13 protein-coding genes are annotated in these 15,401 nt (G+C 72.1%); 5 read left to right on the top strand and 8 right to left on the bottom strand.

Annotation, left to right across the window (positions count from 1 at the left end; translation table 11 throughout):
* Positions 1-50 precede the first annotated feature (50 nt).
* Complete coding sequence (locus tag ACTMTJ_RS26815) at positions 51-1,049, bottom strand: magnesium transporter CorA family protein (RefSeq protein ID WP_441220636.1); 999 nt, start codon at positions 1,047-1,049, stop codon at positions 51-53.
* 61 nt (positions 1,050-1,110) lie between these two features.
* On the opposite strand from ACTMTJ_RS26815, the gene ACTMTJ_RS26810 reads away from it, so the two are divergent.
* Positions 1,111-2,607: a B12-binding domain-containing radical SAM protein gene (locus ACTMTJ_RS26810; protein WP_441220634.1), complete on the top strand. Its 1,497-nt coding sequence runs from the start codon at positions 1,111-1,113 to the stop codon at positions 2,605-2,607.
* Here ACTMTJ_RS26810 and ACTMTJ_RS26805 read toward each other — a convergent pair.
* The 3 genes from ACTMTJ_RS26805 to ACTMTJ_RS26795 all read right to left on the bottom strand — a co-directional run bounded on the left by ACTMTJ_RS26805 (position 2,533) and on the right by ACTMTJ_RS26795 (position 5,714).
* Positions 2,533-3,645: a cellulose binding domain-containing protein gene (locus tag ACTMTJ_RS26805; RefSeq protein ID WP_441220632.1), complete on the bottom strand. Its 1,113-nt coding sequence runs from the start codon at positions 3,643-3,645 to the stop codon at positions 2,533-2,535. The two genes, ACTMTJ_RS26810 and ACTMTJ_RS26805, sit on opposite strands and share 75 nt — an antisense overlap.
* Positions 3,646-3,907: 262 nt before the next feature.
* The gene (locus ACTMTJ_RS26800; RefSeq protein ID WP_441220631.1) at positions 3,908-5,140 is read right to left on the bottom strand and encodes a Dyp-type peroxidase; all 1,233 of its coding nucleotides are present in this window, start codon (positions 5,138-5,140) and stop codon (positions 3,908-3,910) included.
* Positions 5,141-5,150: 10 nt separating this feature from the next.
* On the bottom strand, positions 5,151-5,714 hold the full coding sequence (locus ACTMTJ_RS26795) for a copper chaperone PCu(A)C (RefSeq protein ID WP_441220629.1): 564 nt from the start codon (positions 5,712-5,714) through the stop codon (positions 5,151-5,153).
* A gap of 166 nt (positions 5,715-5,880) precedes the next feature.
* On the opposite strand from ACTMTJ_RS26795, the gene ACTMTJ_RS26790 reads away from it, so the two are divergent.
* Together ACTMTJ_RS26790 and ACTMTJ_RS26785 are read left to right on the top strand one after the other, a co-directional pair.
* Positions 5,881-6,138, top strand: a complete 258-nt coding sequence (locus ACTMTJ_RS26790; protein ID WP_441220627.1) for a hypothetical protein — start codon at positions 5,881-5,883, stop codon at positions 6,136-6,138.
* Positions 6,139-6,183: 45 nt separating this feature from the next.
* Positions 6,184-7,608 carry a hypothetical protein gene (locus tag ACTMTJ_RS26785; RefSeq protein ID WP_441220625.1) on the top strand — a complete coding sequence of 475 codons (1,425 nt, stop codon included), beginning with the start codon at positions 6,184-6,186 and terminating at the stop codon, positions 7,606-7,608.
* Positions 7,609-7,708: 100 nt separating this feature from the next.
* Here the strand turns inward: ACTMTJ_RS26785 and ACTMTJ_RS26780 are convergent, their stop codons facing one another.
* Complete coding sequence (locus tag ACTMTJ_RS26780; RefSeq protein ID WP_441220623.1) at positions 7,709-8,500, bottom strand: SAM-dependent methyltransferase; 792 nt, start codon at positions 8,498-8,500, stop codon at positions 7,709-7,711.
* Positions 8,501-8,658: 158 nt separating this feature from the next.
* Here ACTMTJ_RS26780 and ACTMTJ_RS26775 point away from each other — a divergent pair, with 158 nt between their 5' ends.
* Positions 8,659-10,668 carry a hypothetical protein gene (locus ACTMTJ_RS26775; RefSeq protein WP_441220621.1) on the top strand — a complete coding sequence of 670 codons (2,010 nt, stop codon included), beginning with the start codon at positions 8,659-8,661 and terminating at the stop codon, positions 10,666-10,668.
* Positions 10,669-11,805: 1,137 nt separating this feature from the next.
* On the opposite strand, the gene ACTMTJ_RS26770 is transcribed toward ACTMTJ_RS26775, so the two are convergent.
* Genes ACTMTJ_RS26770 through ACTMTJ_RS26760 form a run of 3 tightly spaced genes read right to left on the bottom strand, consistent with a single transcriptional unit; the run spans position 11,806 to position 14,830 of the window.
* Positions 11,806-12,780: a TAXI family TRAP transporter solute-binding subunit gene (locus ACTMTJ_RS26770; protein WP_441220619.1), complete on the bottom strand. Its 975-nt coding sequence runs from the start codon at positions 12,778-12,780 to the stop codon at positions 11,806-11,808.
* Positions 12,777-14,156: an ATP-binding protein gene (locus ACTMTJ_RS26765; RefSeq protein WP_441220617.1), complete on the bottom strand. Its 1,380-nt coding sequence runs from the start codon at positions 14,154-14,156 to the stop codon at positions 12,777-12,779. Before ACTMTJ_RS26765 ends, ACTMTJ_RS26770 begins: the two co-directional genes overlap by 4 nt.
* A 20-nt stretch (positions 14,157-14,176) precedes the next feature.
* Positions 14,177-14,830: a response regulator transcription factor gene (locus ACTMTJ_RS26760; RefSeq protein WP_441220977.1), complete on the bottom strand. Its 654-nt coding sequence runs from the start codon at positions 14,828-14,830 to the stop codon at positions 14,177-14,179.
* Between the two features lie 197 nt (positions 14,831-15,027).
* Here ACTMTJ_RS26760 and ACTMTJ_RS26755 point away from each other — a divergent pair, with 197 nt between their 5' ends.
* Positions 15,028-15,384 (top strand): peptidase inhibitor family I36 protein, encoded by a 357-nt coding sequence (locus tag ACTMTJ_RS26755; protein WP_441220615.1) that lies wholly within the window; start codon positions 15,028-15,030, stop codon positions 15,382-15,384.
* Positions 15,385-15,401: the final 17 nt, after the last annotated feature.

The following is a 15,401-nucleotide window of genomic DNA, read 5'->3' as shown; positions in this document are numbered from 1 at the left end:
AGCCCGGCCGGCACATCGCGGCAAAGCCCTAGGGACCACCCCTGACCCGGCTAGAGCCAGCCGCGGCGTCTCAAGTAGAGGTACAGGCCCGACGCGCAGGCGACGATCACGACCGTGCTCACGACGAAGCCCCACGTGGTCTCGTACCCGGGGTAGGGGAGGTTCTGGCCGAAGAAGCCGGTCAGCGCGGTCGGCACCGCGATGACCGCGGCCCAGGCGGCGAGCTTGCGGGTGATGTCGTTGAGCACGTTGCCCTGCTCGGCGAGGTCGGCCTGGAGGACGCCCTCGATGCGGTCGCGCAGGTGTTCGACCTCGTCGACGGTGTGGCGGGCGTGCTCCTCGACGTCGGTGTAGTAGGGCGCGACCTGTTCGTCGACGGTGCGGCCGTCGGTGCGCATGGCCTGGCTGACCAGGTCGGGCATCGGGGCGACCGGGCGCCGGATGGTGGCTACCAGCTTGCGCAGCGCGACGCCGCGCATCCGCACCGGCCGCGGGGCGCCGCCCTCCTCCAGCAAGGTGTCCTCGATGGCGTCCACGGCCGCGTCGACGCGCTGCGCGGCCGCGAACTGGCCGTCCACGACGACCGCGAGCAGGCCGTAGAGGAGGAAGGAGACGCCGCCGGCGGCGATCAGACCGGCGTCGGCGTCCCACCGGCCGATGAGCGGGGCGGTGTCGCCGGGTGACTTGCGGACGGTGATCAGGGCCCGTTCGGTGACGAACGCACTGATCTCGTTCTTGCTGAGGCGGAGCCGGTCGCCGGCGGCGTCGACGTCGAGCGCGTAGACGTTGAGGAACATGTGGCCCGGATAGCGCTGGAGCTTCGGCGCCTCGTGGTCCTGCACCGCGTCCTCCAGCGCGAGCGGGTGCAGGTGGAACGGGCCGGCGATGGCCGCCAGGTCGTCAGTGTCGGGGTCTTCGAGGTCGAGCCAGAGCACGGCCTCGGGGTGCTCGTCGAGCTTCGCGGCGGCCTCGCCGGCCGGGAAGCCCTCGGCGACCACGGCGCCATCCTGGTAGAGGCGGGTCTGCGTGGGGCAGGACGGTGCGTTCACCACCGCATCTTCACACTTCCACCACCACCGGGCCCGGCGGAGGGCCATACGGTCGGAGGTCATGCGGGTCCTGATGATCCTCCCGGCGCTCACCGAGGCGACGAGTCCGCTCTTCCGGCCGATCAAGTATTCGCTGTTTCCGCCGCTCGGGCTGGCCACGCTCGCCGGCTACCTGCCCGACGGCGACGACGTGCGGATCGTCGACGAGCACGTCGAGCGGTTCGACCCCGAGGACGGCGCGCTGCCGGATCTCGTGGTGATCCAGGTGTACGTGACGTCGGCCCGCCGGTCGTACGAGCTGGCCGACTGGTACCGGGCCCGCGGCGTCTTCGTCGCGCTCGGCGGCCTGCACGTGACGTCGCTGCCGGAGGAGGCGGCCCGGCACGCGGACGCCGTCTTCACCGGGCCCGGCGAGGACACCTGGCCGGTGTTCCTGGCGGACTTCCGGCGCCGGGAGCCGCTCAAGCGGTACACCTCGAAGCTCCGCACCCTGCGCGGGCTACCGCCGATCAGGCGTGACCTGATCCGGCGGCACCGCTACCTCGTGCCCAACTCGATCGTCGTGTCGCGTGGCTGCCCGCACCACTGCGACTTCTGCTACAAGGACGCGTTCTTCGAGGGCGGAAAGTCCTTCTACACGCAGGCGGTCGACGACGCCCTCGCCGAGATCGAGCGGCTGCCCGGGCGGCACCTGTACTTCCTCGACGACCACCTGCTCGGCAACCGGCGCTTCGCCACGGCCCTGTTCGACGGGATGCGCGGCATGGGGCGGGTCTTCCAAGCGGCGTCCACAGTGGATGCCGTGCTCGCGCCGGAGCTGCTGGAGAAGGCGTTCGAGGCGGGGTTGCGCAGCCTGTTCGTCGGCTTCGAGTCGGTCAACGCGGCCGGCCTGACCGAGCAGCGCAAACGGCAGAACGTCGGCCGCGACTACGCCGCCGTGGTGCGGCGGATCCACGACGCGGGCGCGATGGTCAACGCGAGCTTCGTCTTCGGCCTGGACTCCGACGGGCCGGACGTCTTCGACCGCACCGTCGGGTGGGCGGTCGAGCAGGGCATCGAGACCGCCACGTTCCACATCATGACGCCCTACCCGGGCACCGGCCTGTTTCGCCGGATCGAGGCCGAGGGGCGCATCGCGCACCGCGACTGGGAGCTGTACGACACCCGGCACGTGGTCTACGAGCCGCGCGGCATGAGCCCGCGCCAGCTGGAGGACGGGTACTGGCGGGCGTACCGCGACTTCTACCGGTGGGGCAACCTGTGGCGGGGCGCGGCGGCCAAGGAGCGGCTCGGCGACCGGCTGCGGCACCTGGCCTACGCGGGCGCGTGGAAGAAGTTCGAGCGGGTGTGGGACGCGCTGATCCGCACCCGCCAGGTGCTGCACGCGCTGCCCCTGCTGGAAACGGCGCTGAGCAGCTTCGGCGCGCGCCGGCCGGCGACGCCGCGGGGCCGGCGGCCGCCGTCACGACCGCCGGCCGAGCTGTCAGGTCGTCGCGCAGGTGGGGGTTGGGGCGGTGTTGGTGCCGTTCCACGAGGCTATGAAGCCGAACGTGGCTGAGGCGCCCGGGGACAACCCGCCGTTCCAGTTGACGTTTCGAGCGGTCACCGAGGCTCCACTTTGGGCGACCGTCGCGTTCCAGGACTGGCTGATCCGCTGGCCGTTCGCGAAGCTGAAGCTCGCGGTCCAGGCGGAGGCGGCCGTGGTGGCGGTGTTCGTGACGGCGACCTCGCCCTGGAAGCCGCCGGTCCACTGTGAAGTGACCCGGTAGGTCGCGGTGCAACGCCCGCCACCGCCGGTCGGCGACGGCGTGGGAGAGACCGACGGCGTGGGGGAAACCGACGGCGTGGGGGAAACCGACGGCGTGGGCGTCGGCGGGACGCCGCCGTCCAGGACCCGGCTGAGGACCGGGTACCAGCTGTTGGCCATCTTGCGGTAGCCGGCGTCGTTCGGGTGTACGCCGTCGCCGGTGTCGGTGGCCGTGTTGAAGCCCGTCCACAGGTCGGCGACGACGATCGGCGACTGCGCGGTGGTCAGACCGGCCGCCCAGCCGGGGATCGCGTTGTTGAACGCCACCACGTCGGCCGGGCAGGTGGCGCAGGCCGACGCGGCCATCGGGATGATCTGCGCGACGATGATCTTCATGTTGGCGTTGTCGGCGCGCATCTGGCCGACGAGCTTGGTGAACGCGTTCAGCTTGTTCTGAAGCGGGATGTGGCCGCCCCACATGTCGTTGGTGCCCAGGTGCACGACCACGACGTCCGCGTTGGCAGCGGCCAGCCACGGCGGGAGCTGGTTGTTGTCGGCGATGCCGGTGGCGGAGAAGCCGCCGTGGCCCTCGTGGTCGTGGTCGTACGTGAAGCCCGGGTTGCAGCCGCCGCCGTCGGACACCCCGCCGACGAAGTCGATGTTCGTGTACCCGGTGGTCTGGAGCCTGTTCCACAGGTAGGCCCGCCAGCAGCCGGTGCCGGCGGTGATCGAGTCGCCGAGCGGCATGATGCGCACCGGGGCGGCGGCGGCCGAGAGCGCCGGCTTGGCCACGGTGTGGACCAGCGCCGCGGTCAGGATGGCGAGGAGGGCGGCGGCCAGCTTCCTCATCGCGTCACCGACAGCAGGTGTGCTTTGTAGGCAGACGTCAGCAGCGCCTCGGCTGCCGCGGAGGTGAGCAGGGCATGTCGACGTTTCATGAGGATCTCCTCTGGGAGTGAGAGGTGACCATCAATGGGAGCGCGTCCAGGATGCTGCGGTACTTAACCCTTTAAGTCAAGCCCTTGACCAACTCGAATCGACGGGCGTCACCGTGGCGCAGGAGATGGGCGTCACCGTGCCCGACGGGCGAGCACGACCGCGCCACCGGCCCTCAGCTGAGGAGTGTCTCGCCGATCCACCCGTCCTCCGCGCAGCCGGGTGGGACGGCGAAGACGGCGGAGCCGGTAGGCGTGATCCAGTCGTTCATGAGGTCGGCCTCGGCGAGGTTGCGCTGGATGGGCAGAAACTGGGCGCCGACGTCCCGCTGGTACGCGGCGAAGACGAGGCCCATGTCCGGGCGACCGTCCGGGCCGGGGGGCTCGTCGTAGTTGTACGGGCGGCGGAAGATTCGCTGCCGGTCGTCGTCGACGTGCGCCCGCGCGATGTGCGAGGCCTCGGAGATGACGGTGAGACCAAGCTCGTTCGTGGCCGCGTAGTCGGGCAGGTCGCGCTCGTGCGAGCCGGTCAGCGGCGCCCCGGTGTCGAGCCGGCGGCCGACCGCGAACTCCTTGCCGGCGGTGTCGACGGCGTCCCACTTCTCCATCTCCGCGCGGATCCGCCGGACCACGAGCGTGGTGCCGCCCCGCAGCCACGACGGTCCACTGTCGACCCAGACCGCCCCGTCGAACTCCGGGCTGCCCGGCGGCGGGTTGCGGGTGCCGTCGAGCTGGCCCATGACGTTGCGCTGCGTGACGCCGTCGTCCTGGGTGCCCCGGCCCCGCCGGAACCCCCGTTGTGTCCATCGTGGACGGGCGAACGCGAGCGTGTCCTTCAGGAGCATCCGCTGGGTGTGCGTGACGGTGAGCGGGTCGTCGGCGCAGACCTGGATGAGCAGGTCGCCACCGCTCCAGCGCTCCTCGAGCCGGTCGATGGCGAACGCGGGCAGCGGCGCGACCGACTCCGGCCGCAGCGCGTCGAGCCCGGCGGCGGCGAAGAACCGGGGCCCGAAGCCGAACGTGATGGTGAGCCGGGCCGGGAGGGCGGCCAGGTCGGGTTCGGTGTCGGCGAGCGCCGGCCGGCCCTGGGTGAGCCGGGCGGCGTCGTCGGTGAGCAGCCGCATCATGCGCCCGAGCGCCGCCCGATCCACGCCAGGCACCAGGTCGAACGCGACGAACGCGGCATGTGCCTGCGCGGGCGTGTCGATCCCGGCCTGGTGCACGCCGTGAAACGGGACGGTCTGGTCGCCGTACACCAGCGGCGCGGCGGTGGCGGGTGCCGGACCGCCGCCGCCACCGGTGGCGCCGTGGGCGACCGCGGCGCCGGCGACCGCGCCGCCGACGGTCAGGGCCCCGCCGGTCAGCAGCCGCCGGCGGCTGACGGACGCGGGGGGAGTCGGATCGGTCATGTCGGCCCGGTCACCCGCCCATGCTCATGCTGGGCGACGCCGACATGCCGGGCATGTGCGGCTGGTAGCTCTCGTTGCCGCCGGCGAAGTCCTTGCCCAGCGCGGTGAACTCCATCGTCCCGCCGTCGGCGAAGGTCAACGTGATCGTGACCTCGGTGCCCGCGGTCACCGGCGTCGTGATGTCCATCATCATCAGGTGGTCGCCGCCCGGCTTGAGCTCGTGCGAGCCGCCGGCCGGGATGGTGAAGCCGCCGTCCTTCGGGCGCATCACCATCTTGCCGTCCACAGTGGCCACCTCGTGCAGCTCCATCATCGGCGACGCGGTGGAGGTCGCCTTGACGACGGTGACGTCGGTGCCGCTCGTGTTCAGCAGCGTGCCGAACGTCGCGGACATCCCGGATGCCGCTGTCTTCACCCACATGTCCTTCACCGCGAGCGGCTGCCCGGCCGCGGAGGGTGACGTGGACGGGCCGGCGGCGGCCGCCTCCGGGTCGGCGTCGTCGCCGCACGCACCGAGGAGCAGCACGGCCGCCACCAGGAGCAGCGCGTGGCGCCCCATCTTCCTCACGATCATCGAACAAGCCTTCCCACGATCAACTCGGTCAGGAAGGTTGGTCGACACCCGCCCGCCGAAAGTTCCCCGGCGGCCGTTCGAGATCCGCCACCCCTGGCGTATGTCTTGTTGTGATCTCGTTGAGGTGGCGGATCTCTCGGACGGCCGGTGCGACAAGCCTGTGGGCATGAGCGTTATGCATCGTGGCGACGAGCACCTGCACTACAGCGACCACTCGCACCGGTGGATCGCCCCGCCCGACATCGACCAGGCGATCTGGGAGGCCGGGATGCGGGCGCACATGGCGCAGCACCGGGCGACCATGGGTGGACCGTTCAACATCGACGAGCTGATCGAGGTGCCCAAGGCCCGCGTCCCCGGCCGGCGGGACCAGGTCGTGGAGCTGCCCAAGCGAGGCGTACCGCGCCAGCGCCGCGCCGCCTGACCCATGCGCGGGCCGGCGGCCGGCGGCCCGTAGTCTGTTGCTCCAATGAGTGACGTCGACCAATATCCCCAGGGTCGCCGCCAGGGCCGTGCCAAGGTCCGGCGGCGGCTCGTGGTCATAGCCGTCGTCGGCCTCGCGGCCGTCACCGGGCTCGGCACCGTCGCGGCGCTGTCCGCCGCCGCCCCGTCCGAGGAGGCCCGCGGCGCGGGCGTGCCGAGCACACCCGCCGGGGTCCAGCCGGACGGCTCGCTCGCCCCGCCGGCCGCGACGCCCACCGCCACCCCGACGCCGACGACCTCGGCCGCGCCCAAGACGGCCGGCACGTGCGCCCGACCCGTGAGCGCGAAGCCGGTCGTGAAGGTCACCGAGGTCAAGGTCGGTGTCGGGGTCACCGGCTACGGGTCGGAGGGCGACACCGACCCGCTGCCCATGGCGATCGCGGCCACCCCCGGCGGCGGCTCCTGGCTGGCGTGGCTGGGCACGAACGGCCGGGTCTACCTGGGCAAGCTCGACTGCGCCGACAAGCTGGTCGGCAAGCCGACGAGCTTCACCGGCATCGACCTCCAGGACGTGCAGGCCGACAGCAACGGCGGCGTGCTGCTGCTCACCCGCAAGGGCAGCTGCGGCACCGGCCCGCTGTGCGGCGGCTCGTCCAGCCCCTGCAACACCATGCACATGATCCGCTTCGACAACTCGGGCAAGCAGGTCTGGGACCGGCAGGTCACCAACCTCGGCGGCGGCCGGGAGGGCTACGACGACGGCGCCCGGTTCGTCTGGTGGTACCAGCACCACGGCCGGCTCGCGTCCGACGGCAAGAGCTACGCGGCCTACTTCGGCGTCGCCATCACGGTGCGCAACGGCAGCTGCGTCGACATCCACGAGGGCGACCGGCTCCAGGTGGTCAACGCTAACGGCACCCTGGCCTCGGGACACCGCGACAGCTTCGAGGTCGGGTGCAGCCACAGCTGGACGGCGCGCGTCGTGTGGGACCCGCGCACCAAGCACTACGTGAGCGTGTGCGCGACCGACAACGCCTGCCGCATCGCACGGCCGGCCCCGTACCGCACGGTCGCCTCCGGCACCTGCGACGGCACCCTCTTCGGCGGCGACCTCGTGCTGGCCAAGACCCGCGGCTACTGGATCGCGTGGAGCCAGGGCGGCCGCGTGCGCCTCGCCCACTTCACCACCGGGGCGGCGGACGCCACCGTCAACACCTCGGCCAGGTCCGGCCATCCGCACCTGGTCGGCTACGGCACCGGCCGCATGCTGCTGGCCTGGGGCTCGGGTTCCGCGATGGCCGCCCAGGTGTACGACGCGGGCAGCGGCAAGGCGGTGGGCGGCCAGTTCACCGTCAACGTGCGCGACCACAACTACCAGGCCTTCAAGCCCTACGCCGACGGCAGCGCCGCCTACCCGGCCGCCGGCGGCGGGACCTCCATCCGCGTAGCCCGCGTCCTGCCGATGAGCTGAGCGCGGCTACCGCCCTGTCCGTCGTGGTCCAGACCGCCGCTCGCGCGGCCTCACCCGTCCGCCGCTGGTCCCGCTCACCCCTTGCGCCCTGCTAGGGTCTCTACGGCTTGCGGCCGACGGCGCAGTACTGGTCGATGACCTCGGGCGGGGTCGTCGGGTCCGGCTTCCACTCGTTTACCGACACCACGCCGGGCTCGACGAGCTCCAGGCCCGCGAAGAGCGAGGCGATCCGCTCCGGGCTGCGCAGGTGGTACTTCGGGTTGGCGGAGACGTTCCAGATCCGCACGGCCTCGGTGACCGCCTCGCTGGTGTCGCTGCCGTCGTACATGGCGAGGAAGCTGCCGGAGGGCAGGCCGGCCATGGTGCGGTCGATGATCGCCTTGGCTTCGGCGTCGCTCTCGATGTGGCCGAGGATGCCCATCAGGATGAGTGCCACCGGCCGGGTCAGGTCGAGGGTCTTCGCCGCCTCGCGCAGGATGGTGTCGGTGTCGCGCAGGTCGGCGTCGACGTAGCTGGTGGCGCCCTGCGGGCTGCTGGTGAGCAGGGCGCGCGCGTGCGCCAGCACGAGCGGGTCGTTGTCGACGTAGACGACGCGGGAGTCCGGCGCCGTCGCCTGGGCGACCTCGTGCGTGTTGTCGGCGGTGGGCAGGCCGGTGCCGATGTCCAGGAACTGGCGCACCCCGGCCTCGCCGGCCAGGTAGCGCACCGCGCGGGTCAGGTAGGCGCGGGACAGGCGCGCGCTGTCGGCGAGCTGGGGGAGCGACTGGATGATCTGGTCGCCGACCGCGCGGTCGGCGGCGAAGTTGTCCTTGCCGCCCAGCAGGTAGTTCCAGATCCGGGCCGTCTGCGGCACGCTTGTGTCCAGCGTGGAGATGTCCTGCTGGTCGGCCATGTGCGGCACCCTTCGGTGAGCGGGGAGAGCGGCGGGGGCGGAACGCGCGCCAGCATAGCCGGGGGTCCGGATGGCCGCCGGCGCGGGCGCGCCGGAGTGTGAGGATGCTTCGGAAACGCGGGCGGCGGGGGCGGCGGCGAGCCGGTACCTTGGCGGGCGTGAGAGCCACCAAGGTGATCACGGCCGCCGGGGTCGCGCTCGTCGTCGCGGGTGCCGGTGCGGCATGGATCGTCTCCCGGCCGGAGCCTCAGCCTCCGGCGACACGGGTGCCGGCGTTCGCCACGGTCACACTGCACGGGCGCGACGGCACCTTCGGCTCGCTGGGCACCACCGCGCCGTCCGGGCAGGCGGCGACTCAGGCGGCCGTGCCCGGGTGGGACTTCGCGCCCGGCGTGCAGGCCTACCGCAGCGCGCTCGCCGCCGACGGCACGGTGCTCGTGGCCGGCGCGTCACACAAGACCGACTTCAGCGCGCCCACCGCCGACCGCGCGACGGTCGCGGCCTACCGGCCGGCGGCGGGCACGTTCGCCACCATCCAGATAGGACCGGTCCGGTCCGGCGCCCCTTCCGTGGCCGACCTGGAGCCGGTCGACGGCGGTGTCGCGTTCGTGACCCGGCCGGCCCGCGACGCGCCGCTCGACGGCTGGCCCGCCTTCGGCCTGCTGACCACTGTGGAGGGCCAGTGGCGGGTGGCGCCGGTCGGCGGCGCCGTGCACGGCGGCGATTTCAACGACCTGGCCACCCTGCCCCGATCGCGGCACATCCTCGTCGCGCGGGCCGGCCGCCAAGGCAAGGCCAACGGCGGCCTCCTCGCGGTGCGGCTGAGCGGGCCCGACCGGGAGGGCCGGTTCACCGCCGAGGTGACCGCGGAGTACCGGTACCCGCGGGTCCGCGACGGCCAGGTGTCGGTCCGCGAGGTGCGGGTCGACCCGACCGGCAGCGGCGGCGCGGAGCGGTTCGCGATCGGGCTCGACGTCGACCGCGGCGAGGGAAAGTTCTACCACCAGCTCGTCCAGGAGTTCCGCTACGACGCCGCCAAGGAGCAGATCGCCCCGGTCTCCGCCCCGGTGATCCCCGGCGACCGCAATGACGACGGCAAGGGCGCCTTCTTCGAGTACAACTCGTTCCTCTACGACCACGCCGGCAACCTCTGGGTGTCCAGATCGGACGGTTTCCGCGGCGGGCCCCTCGCCGTCTACACCGCCGCGGACGGCCGGCGCCGGCTCGCGAGCGGCGACTGCCGCCTCCGCCCCGGCCAGCCGCTCGACCGGCTGCGGGCGGTCGCCGGCGCCCGCCGCGCGTGGGGCAAGCCCTGCCCGCCCGACTACGACATCCTCCAGCCGCGCCACCTGCTCGCCATCATCGGCCTGGCACAGGACCCCGCCAGCAAAGACGTCGTCGCGCTGGCCTTCGGCGGCACGCTGCTCGCCGTGCGCGCCGTCCCGACCGGCGGCGGCCTGGCGTTCCAGGTCGGCAACCCGGTAGACCTCGGTCGCAAACTGCTGCCCATAGTGGACACCGCCTTCCCGCAACACCGCCTCGGCCCGGTCGACAGCGCCCACCGCGCCTGGGTCACCGGCATGCACGCGGCACGCACCGAGGCCGGGCAACACCTCGACCAGTGGATGTACTCAGTGGACACCACCGACCTCTTCGACCCGGCCCCGGTGGTGCTGCCGGCGACCCCGGGCCGCGCGGTCACCATCCAGGCGGAGCGCTCCAGCATCGTCACCACCACAGTGCGGCCGGGCCGCGGGTCGGCCGCGCACGAGGTCGTCTCGGACGTGACCGTCCAAGACTGCGGTGCCACCGCCGACGGCACCACCTGCGGATACGACCAGACACCCGGCGACGGCTTCGTCATCGCCGACGAAACCCGCTTCGGTCACCTCCGCGGCGACGTCGACTATCGCGTCGAGGTGCCGGCGGCCGGCCGATACCAGGTCAGCTACCGCGCCGCGACGTTCCCGGTCACCAAGACCGCGCGCATCGCCCTGTCCGCCGGCGGCCGCACCTACACGCAGCCGGTAAACACGAACGGCCACTGGACCACCGTCCGCGCCACCGAGGCGGTCACGCTGCCGGCGGGCCCACAGACCATCCGGCTCTCCCCGCCCGAGGGCAGGGGCGGCTGGTTCCTCAACTCCTTCACCCTCCAACGCCTCTGAGCGCCGAGCCAAGTCCTTTTCCCGGGTCCGCGTCAGCTGCGGACCGCCGCTCCCGCCGGAGACCGCGCAGGTCGGCGGCTCGCAGCGCTCGCCGAGATCCCCGACCTACGCTGCCACCTCCGCGCCGCAAGCCCGAGAGACCGCGACGTGCGTCGTGGTCCGGACCCGATGCCACTCACCGCAAGTTGACCATGGTCTGATCCGCAGCTGCCGCGGGTTTGGTCGCGGTCACTCCCTTTGCGGCCGTCGGATGCGCGGCCACCGGTGTTTGTCCACAATGCCGGTTACCGAACAGGCGGCGGGAGATCCAAACAGGACTTCGTCGCCCTGAGTAACCGCCGCCGCCGTGCGCCCGGCCCAAGATTCGAGATCTTGGAGAGTTGGGGCGCTATATCAACCCGAACTGTCCTAGATCTGAATGTTCTCAGCTGAGCCCGCTGACGCTGTGTCACAGACGGTGGCCGGCGAGGTCGGCCCATCCTGTGCGGGCGGGGAATGATCAACTGAGGGTGAGTGGCACTGGGTCCGGACCGCCGCTCCCGCGGCCTCACCCGTCCGCTGTGGGAACGCGGGTAGATCTTGTTACGCGTAGTGGCCCCTCGACCTTCGCGGTTTGGCCGGCTCGAGGCCGGGCCAAGCAAGGCTTCGCAAGCCCGGTATCCACGGCGCTTCGGTGATCGTTAGCCCAAAACCCGTGTTCTCGCCGGCGTGTCACACGGGTTCCGGGCTAACGATCATGACGCCGCCCACATACCGAGCCACATCCCCCAAACACTGGGAAAGTGGCCCGGCGATCCGCCGATCATGGTGTTCGCGGGCCGGCCAACCCCCTAGGCCGCAGCCAGCGGGCGAAGCCCGGCTCCCACCGCAACCACCCACCAAGACCGTGAACAAGCCGGGACGGCCCGGCCGGAGCCCGAGGCTCCGCCGGAGGCGCACTAACCGCAACCACGAAACAACCCGAAAGGAACGGAGAAGCGCCTCAAAGGCAGATGGGTCTCGCCTTGGGCTTGCACCGCGGAGGTGGCAGTGGAGGCCGGGGGTTTCGGCGAGCGCTGCGAGCCGCCGGCCGGAGCGGTGCCCGCGGGAGCATACGGTCCGCAGGTGACGCGGACCGGGGCATATGACAAGGAACCGTTACGGCGACCCGGCCATGATCTTGTGGTCGCGGTAGTAGGTGGCGGCGCCCGGGTGTAGCTGGACCGGATACGTGGCGAGCGCGGATCGGTGGTCGAGCCGCCGCGCCTCCTCGTGGGCCGCCACCAGGCGCGGCTTGGCCGCGAAGAGCAGCTCGGTCAGGCGGTAGGCGGTCTTTTCCGGCAGGGCGCGCCGCACCACCAGGACGTTGGTCACGCCGAGGGTGTCGACCGGGTCGGGCTGCTTGACGCTCGCCGGAATCGCGTAGGTCCTCGTCGCCGGGATGGTCCTCGCCTGGTAGATCTCGCCGTACCGGGCCTGGAGGCGGTCGATCTGGTCGCTGAGCGTGAGCAGGCGAAACGGCGTGTGCTTGGACATGTCGACGAGTGCGGGCATCGGCAGGCCGCCGGTGACGAACAAGCCGGCGATGTCGCGGGTGGCCAGTGCCTCGGTCGACCGCGCGAGCGTGAGGTGGTGCTCCTGGAAGGTGTTGATGTCGTGGCCGGCCTCCTGCACCACGCGGGACGCGATGGTGTGCGTGCCGGAGCCGGGCGGGCCGGTCGAGATGTCGAGGCCGGCCAGGTCGCGGAGCTGGCGGACCTTGCTGTCGGCGCGGACCACGATGTGGAGGTAGTCGTCGTAGAGCCGGGCCAGCGCCACGATCGGCAGTGCGCCGGAGAACGGGCCTTCGCCCTGCGCGGCCTGCGAGGTGGCGTCCACTGTGGCGAAACCGACGTCGGCCTGGCCCTCGGCGACCGCCCGCAGGTTGTCGATGGAGCCCTCGGTCGGCAGTACCCGCACCTCGCCGGTGACCTCGTCGCGCGCGGCGTCGGCCAGGGCGTGCGCGAGCGCGTTGTAGACGTCTCCCGCGCCGCCGCCGGCGATGACCAGCCGCTCGGGACCCGCGTCGCCGCCGTCGCAGGCGGTGGTGAGGGCGGCCAGCAGCAGGAGTGTGGTGGCGCGGCGGCCTCTCACGAGAGCCTCGCCGCGGGCAGGGTGATGCGGGCGTGCAGCCCGTGCGGGTGGGCCGGCATCAGGTCGAGGCGGCCGCCGGAGGCGGTGACCAGGGCGTCGGCGATCGTGACGCCGAGGCCGGAGCCTTCGGTGTTTTGGCTGGCCGGGTGGCGCCAGAACGCATGCGCCGCCCGTGCCAGGTCGCCGGCCGGGATGCCGGGGCCGTCGTCCACCACGTGGATGTGCACGAGGTCGGGGCCCGCGGGCTCGACCGCCACCGTGACGTGCGCGCCTTCGCCGGCGAACTTGATCGCGTTGCTGATCAGGGCGTCCAGCGTCTGATCCAGGGCCTGTGTCGCGGCGCGTACCGGGATCTGGTCCGGGCCGTGGCGGGCCAGCTCGACCCCGGCGAGGCCCGCGGCCTGGCGCCAGATCGCCACCCGTTCGTCGGCGACGGCGGCCGCGTCGACCTCGACCGCGTCGTCGGCGGTGGCCTCGGCCCGCGCGTAGGTCAGCAGGGCGTCCCACATCTCGCCCATCCGGGTGATCTCCTCGGCCACCATGCGGTAGTCGTCGAGCCCTTCCCGCCGCACCGACGGGCCGAGGTTTTCCAGGCTCAGCCGCATCGTGGCCAGCGGTGTCCGCAGCTGGTGGCTGGCGTACGAGACGAAGCTGCGCTGCCGCTCGACGAGCGTGGAGATCCGTTCGGCCATCCGGTTGAACGTGGCGGTGAGCTGCCGCAGCTCCGGCGGGCCGGAACCGCCGGGCACGCGGTCGCCGAAGCGGCCGTCGGTGAAGGCGAGCGCGGCGCTGTCGAGGTCGCGCACCGGCCGCAGCATCCACCGGGCGAGCGGCACCGCGGCGGCCACCCCGATGGCCAGCACCAGCAGGCTCAGCCCGACCAGCAGGGCCCAGCTGCGCATCGTGACCTCGTGCAGCGCTGCCGAGGGGGAGACGGTCACCGCGACGCCGATGATCTCGCCGCCCCGGCCGACCGGCTCGGCGACGACGAGCGGGTCGTCGCGCCACGGCCACAGGCCGCCGTCGAGGCCCGCGCGTTCGCCGGAGAGCGCCGCCTCGATCCGCTCGCGCACCGGCGACGCGTGCACGTCGAAGTCGAGCCGCGACGTGATGAAGAGCTGGCCGTCGCGGCCGGCCACCGCGGCGGCGATGCCGTACATGGCGTCGTACTGCTCCAGCTCCGTCCGCAGCGCGTCCTTGTAGTCGGTGCGCAGGGCCGGCTCGGCGAGCGAGGCGAAGCGGGCCGTGTCGCCGCGCCGGTCGATGAACATCTCCTGCGCGTTACGCGAGGCGATCGTGACGCCCAGCGGCACGCTGAGGCCGGCGAGCACGGCGAAGAGCAGGGTGACGTACGTGATGAGGAGTCGGCGCTGCACGAAGCCCTCCGGTGCTGCTGCTACTGCCGCGGCGCGATGCGGTATCCGACACCGCGGATGGTCTCGATCTGCGCGCCCGCGCCGATCTTCCCGCGGAGCGTCGCCATGTGGACGTCGAGAGTACGCGAGGTGCCCCGCCACGAGGTGTGCCACACCTCGGTGAGCAGCCGCTCGCGCCGCACGGCCGTGCCCGGCTCGGCGGTCAACAGCATGAGCACGTGGAACTCCTTGCGGGTCAACGTGATCGGCTGACCGTCCACTGTGACCTCGTGGCGGTCGAGGTCGACCTGGAGGCGGCCGACGGTGCGCACGCCCTCCGGCCGCGGCCGCGCCCGCCGCAGCACCGCCTCGATGCGCGCCTGGAGCTCGGCGAAGCCGAACGGCTTGACCACGTAGTCGTCGGCGCCGCCGCGCAGCCCGGCGACCCGGTCGCGCTCCTCGCCGCGCGCGGTCAGCATGATGATCGCCCCGTCGCCCTGGCCGCGCAGCGTGCGGCACACGTCCATCCCGTCGCCGTCGGGCAGGCCGACGTCGAGCAGGACCAGGTCGGCCGGCGGGGCGGCGAGCGCGGCCGCCGCGGTGGTGGCGTGCTCCACGTCGTATCCGCTGCGACGCAGGGCGGCGATCAACGCGGCCGCGAACCGGGCGTCGTCTTCCACGAGCAGCACGCGCATGCTCATCCGCCTCCTCCGCGCCGTCATGGTCATCGTGGTACAGGGAAACGCGTTCCGCGAGACCGGCGACCTTAAATGTTTGTCAAGTGGCCCGTGCTGTGATCGGGCTCTGAACGGACTATGAGCGGTCGGGGCGACGGTAGCCGCACAAGCACGGTCGACCTGAGGAGGTCCAGATCAGAATGAAGGCTTACCGGATGAAGCGGGCTGTCGCGGCGGTGTTCGCGGCCGCCGCGATGTCGGCGCTCTCGCTCGGCGTGGCCGGGGCGCCCGCCCTCGCGGACTGCCCCGCCAACAGGTTCTGCCTGTACGAGTCCGCCGGCTACAACGGCGACCAGTTCACGTACGCGCCGGGCACGTCCTGCACCAACCTCGGCTCCGGCATCAACAACGACGCCAACGCGATGCGGAACTACCGGAGCCACCGCGTCAAGATGTGGGACATCCCCGGGTGCGCCGGCGCCACCACGTACACGGCGCAGGGCGCGTCCTACGACTCGGACTTCGGCAACAACGGCTTCTCCAACAAGGCCAGCTCGCTGAAGCGCATCTGACCCACAACTGCTGGGAC

It is taken from the genome of Phytohabitans sp. LJ34 (assembly GCF_052068095.1).
Classification (GTDB): domain Bacteria; phylum Actinomycetota; class Actinomycetes; order Mycobacteriales; family Micromonosporaceae; genus Phytohabitans.
This window is presented reverse-complemented; position numbering and strand designations above follow the sequence as displayed.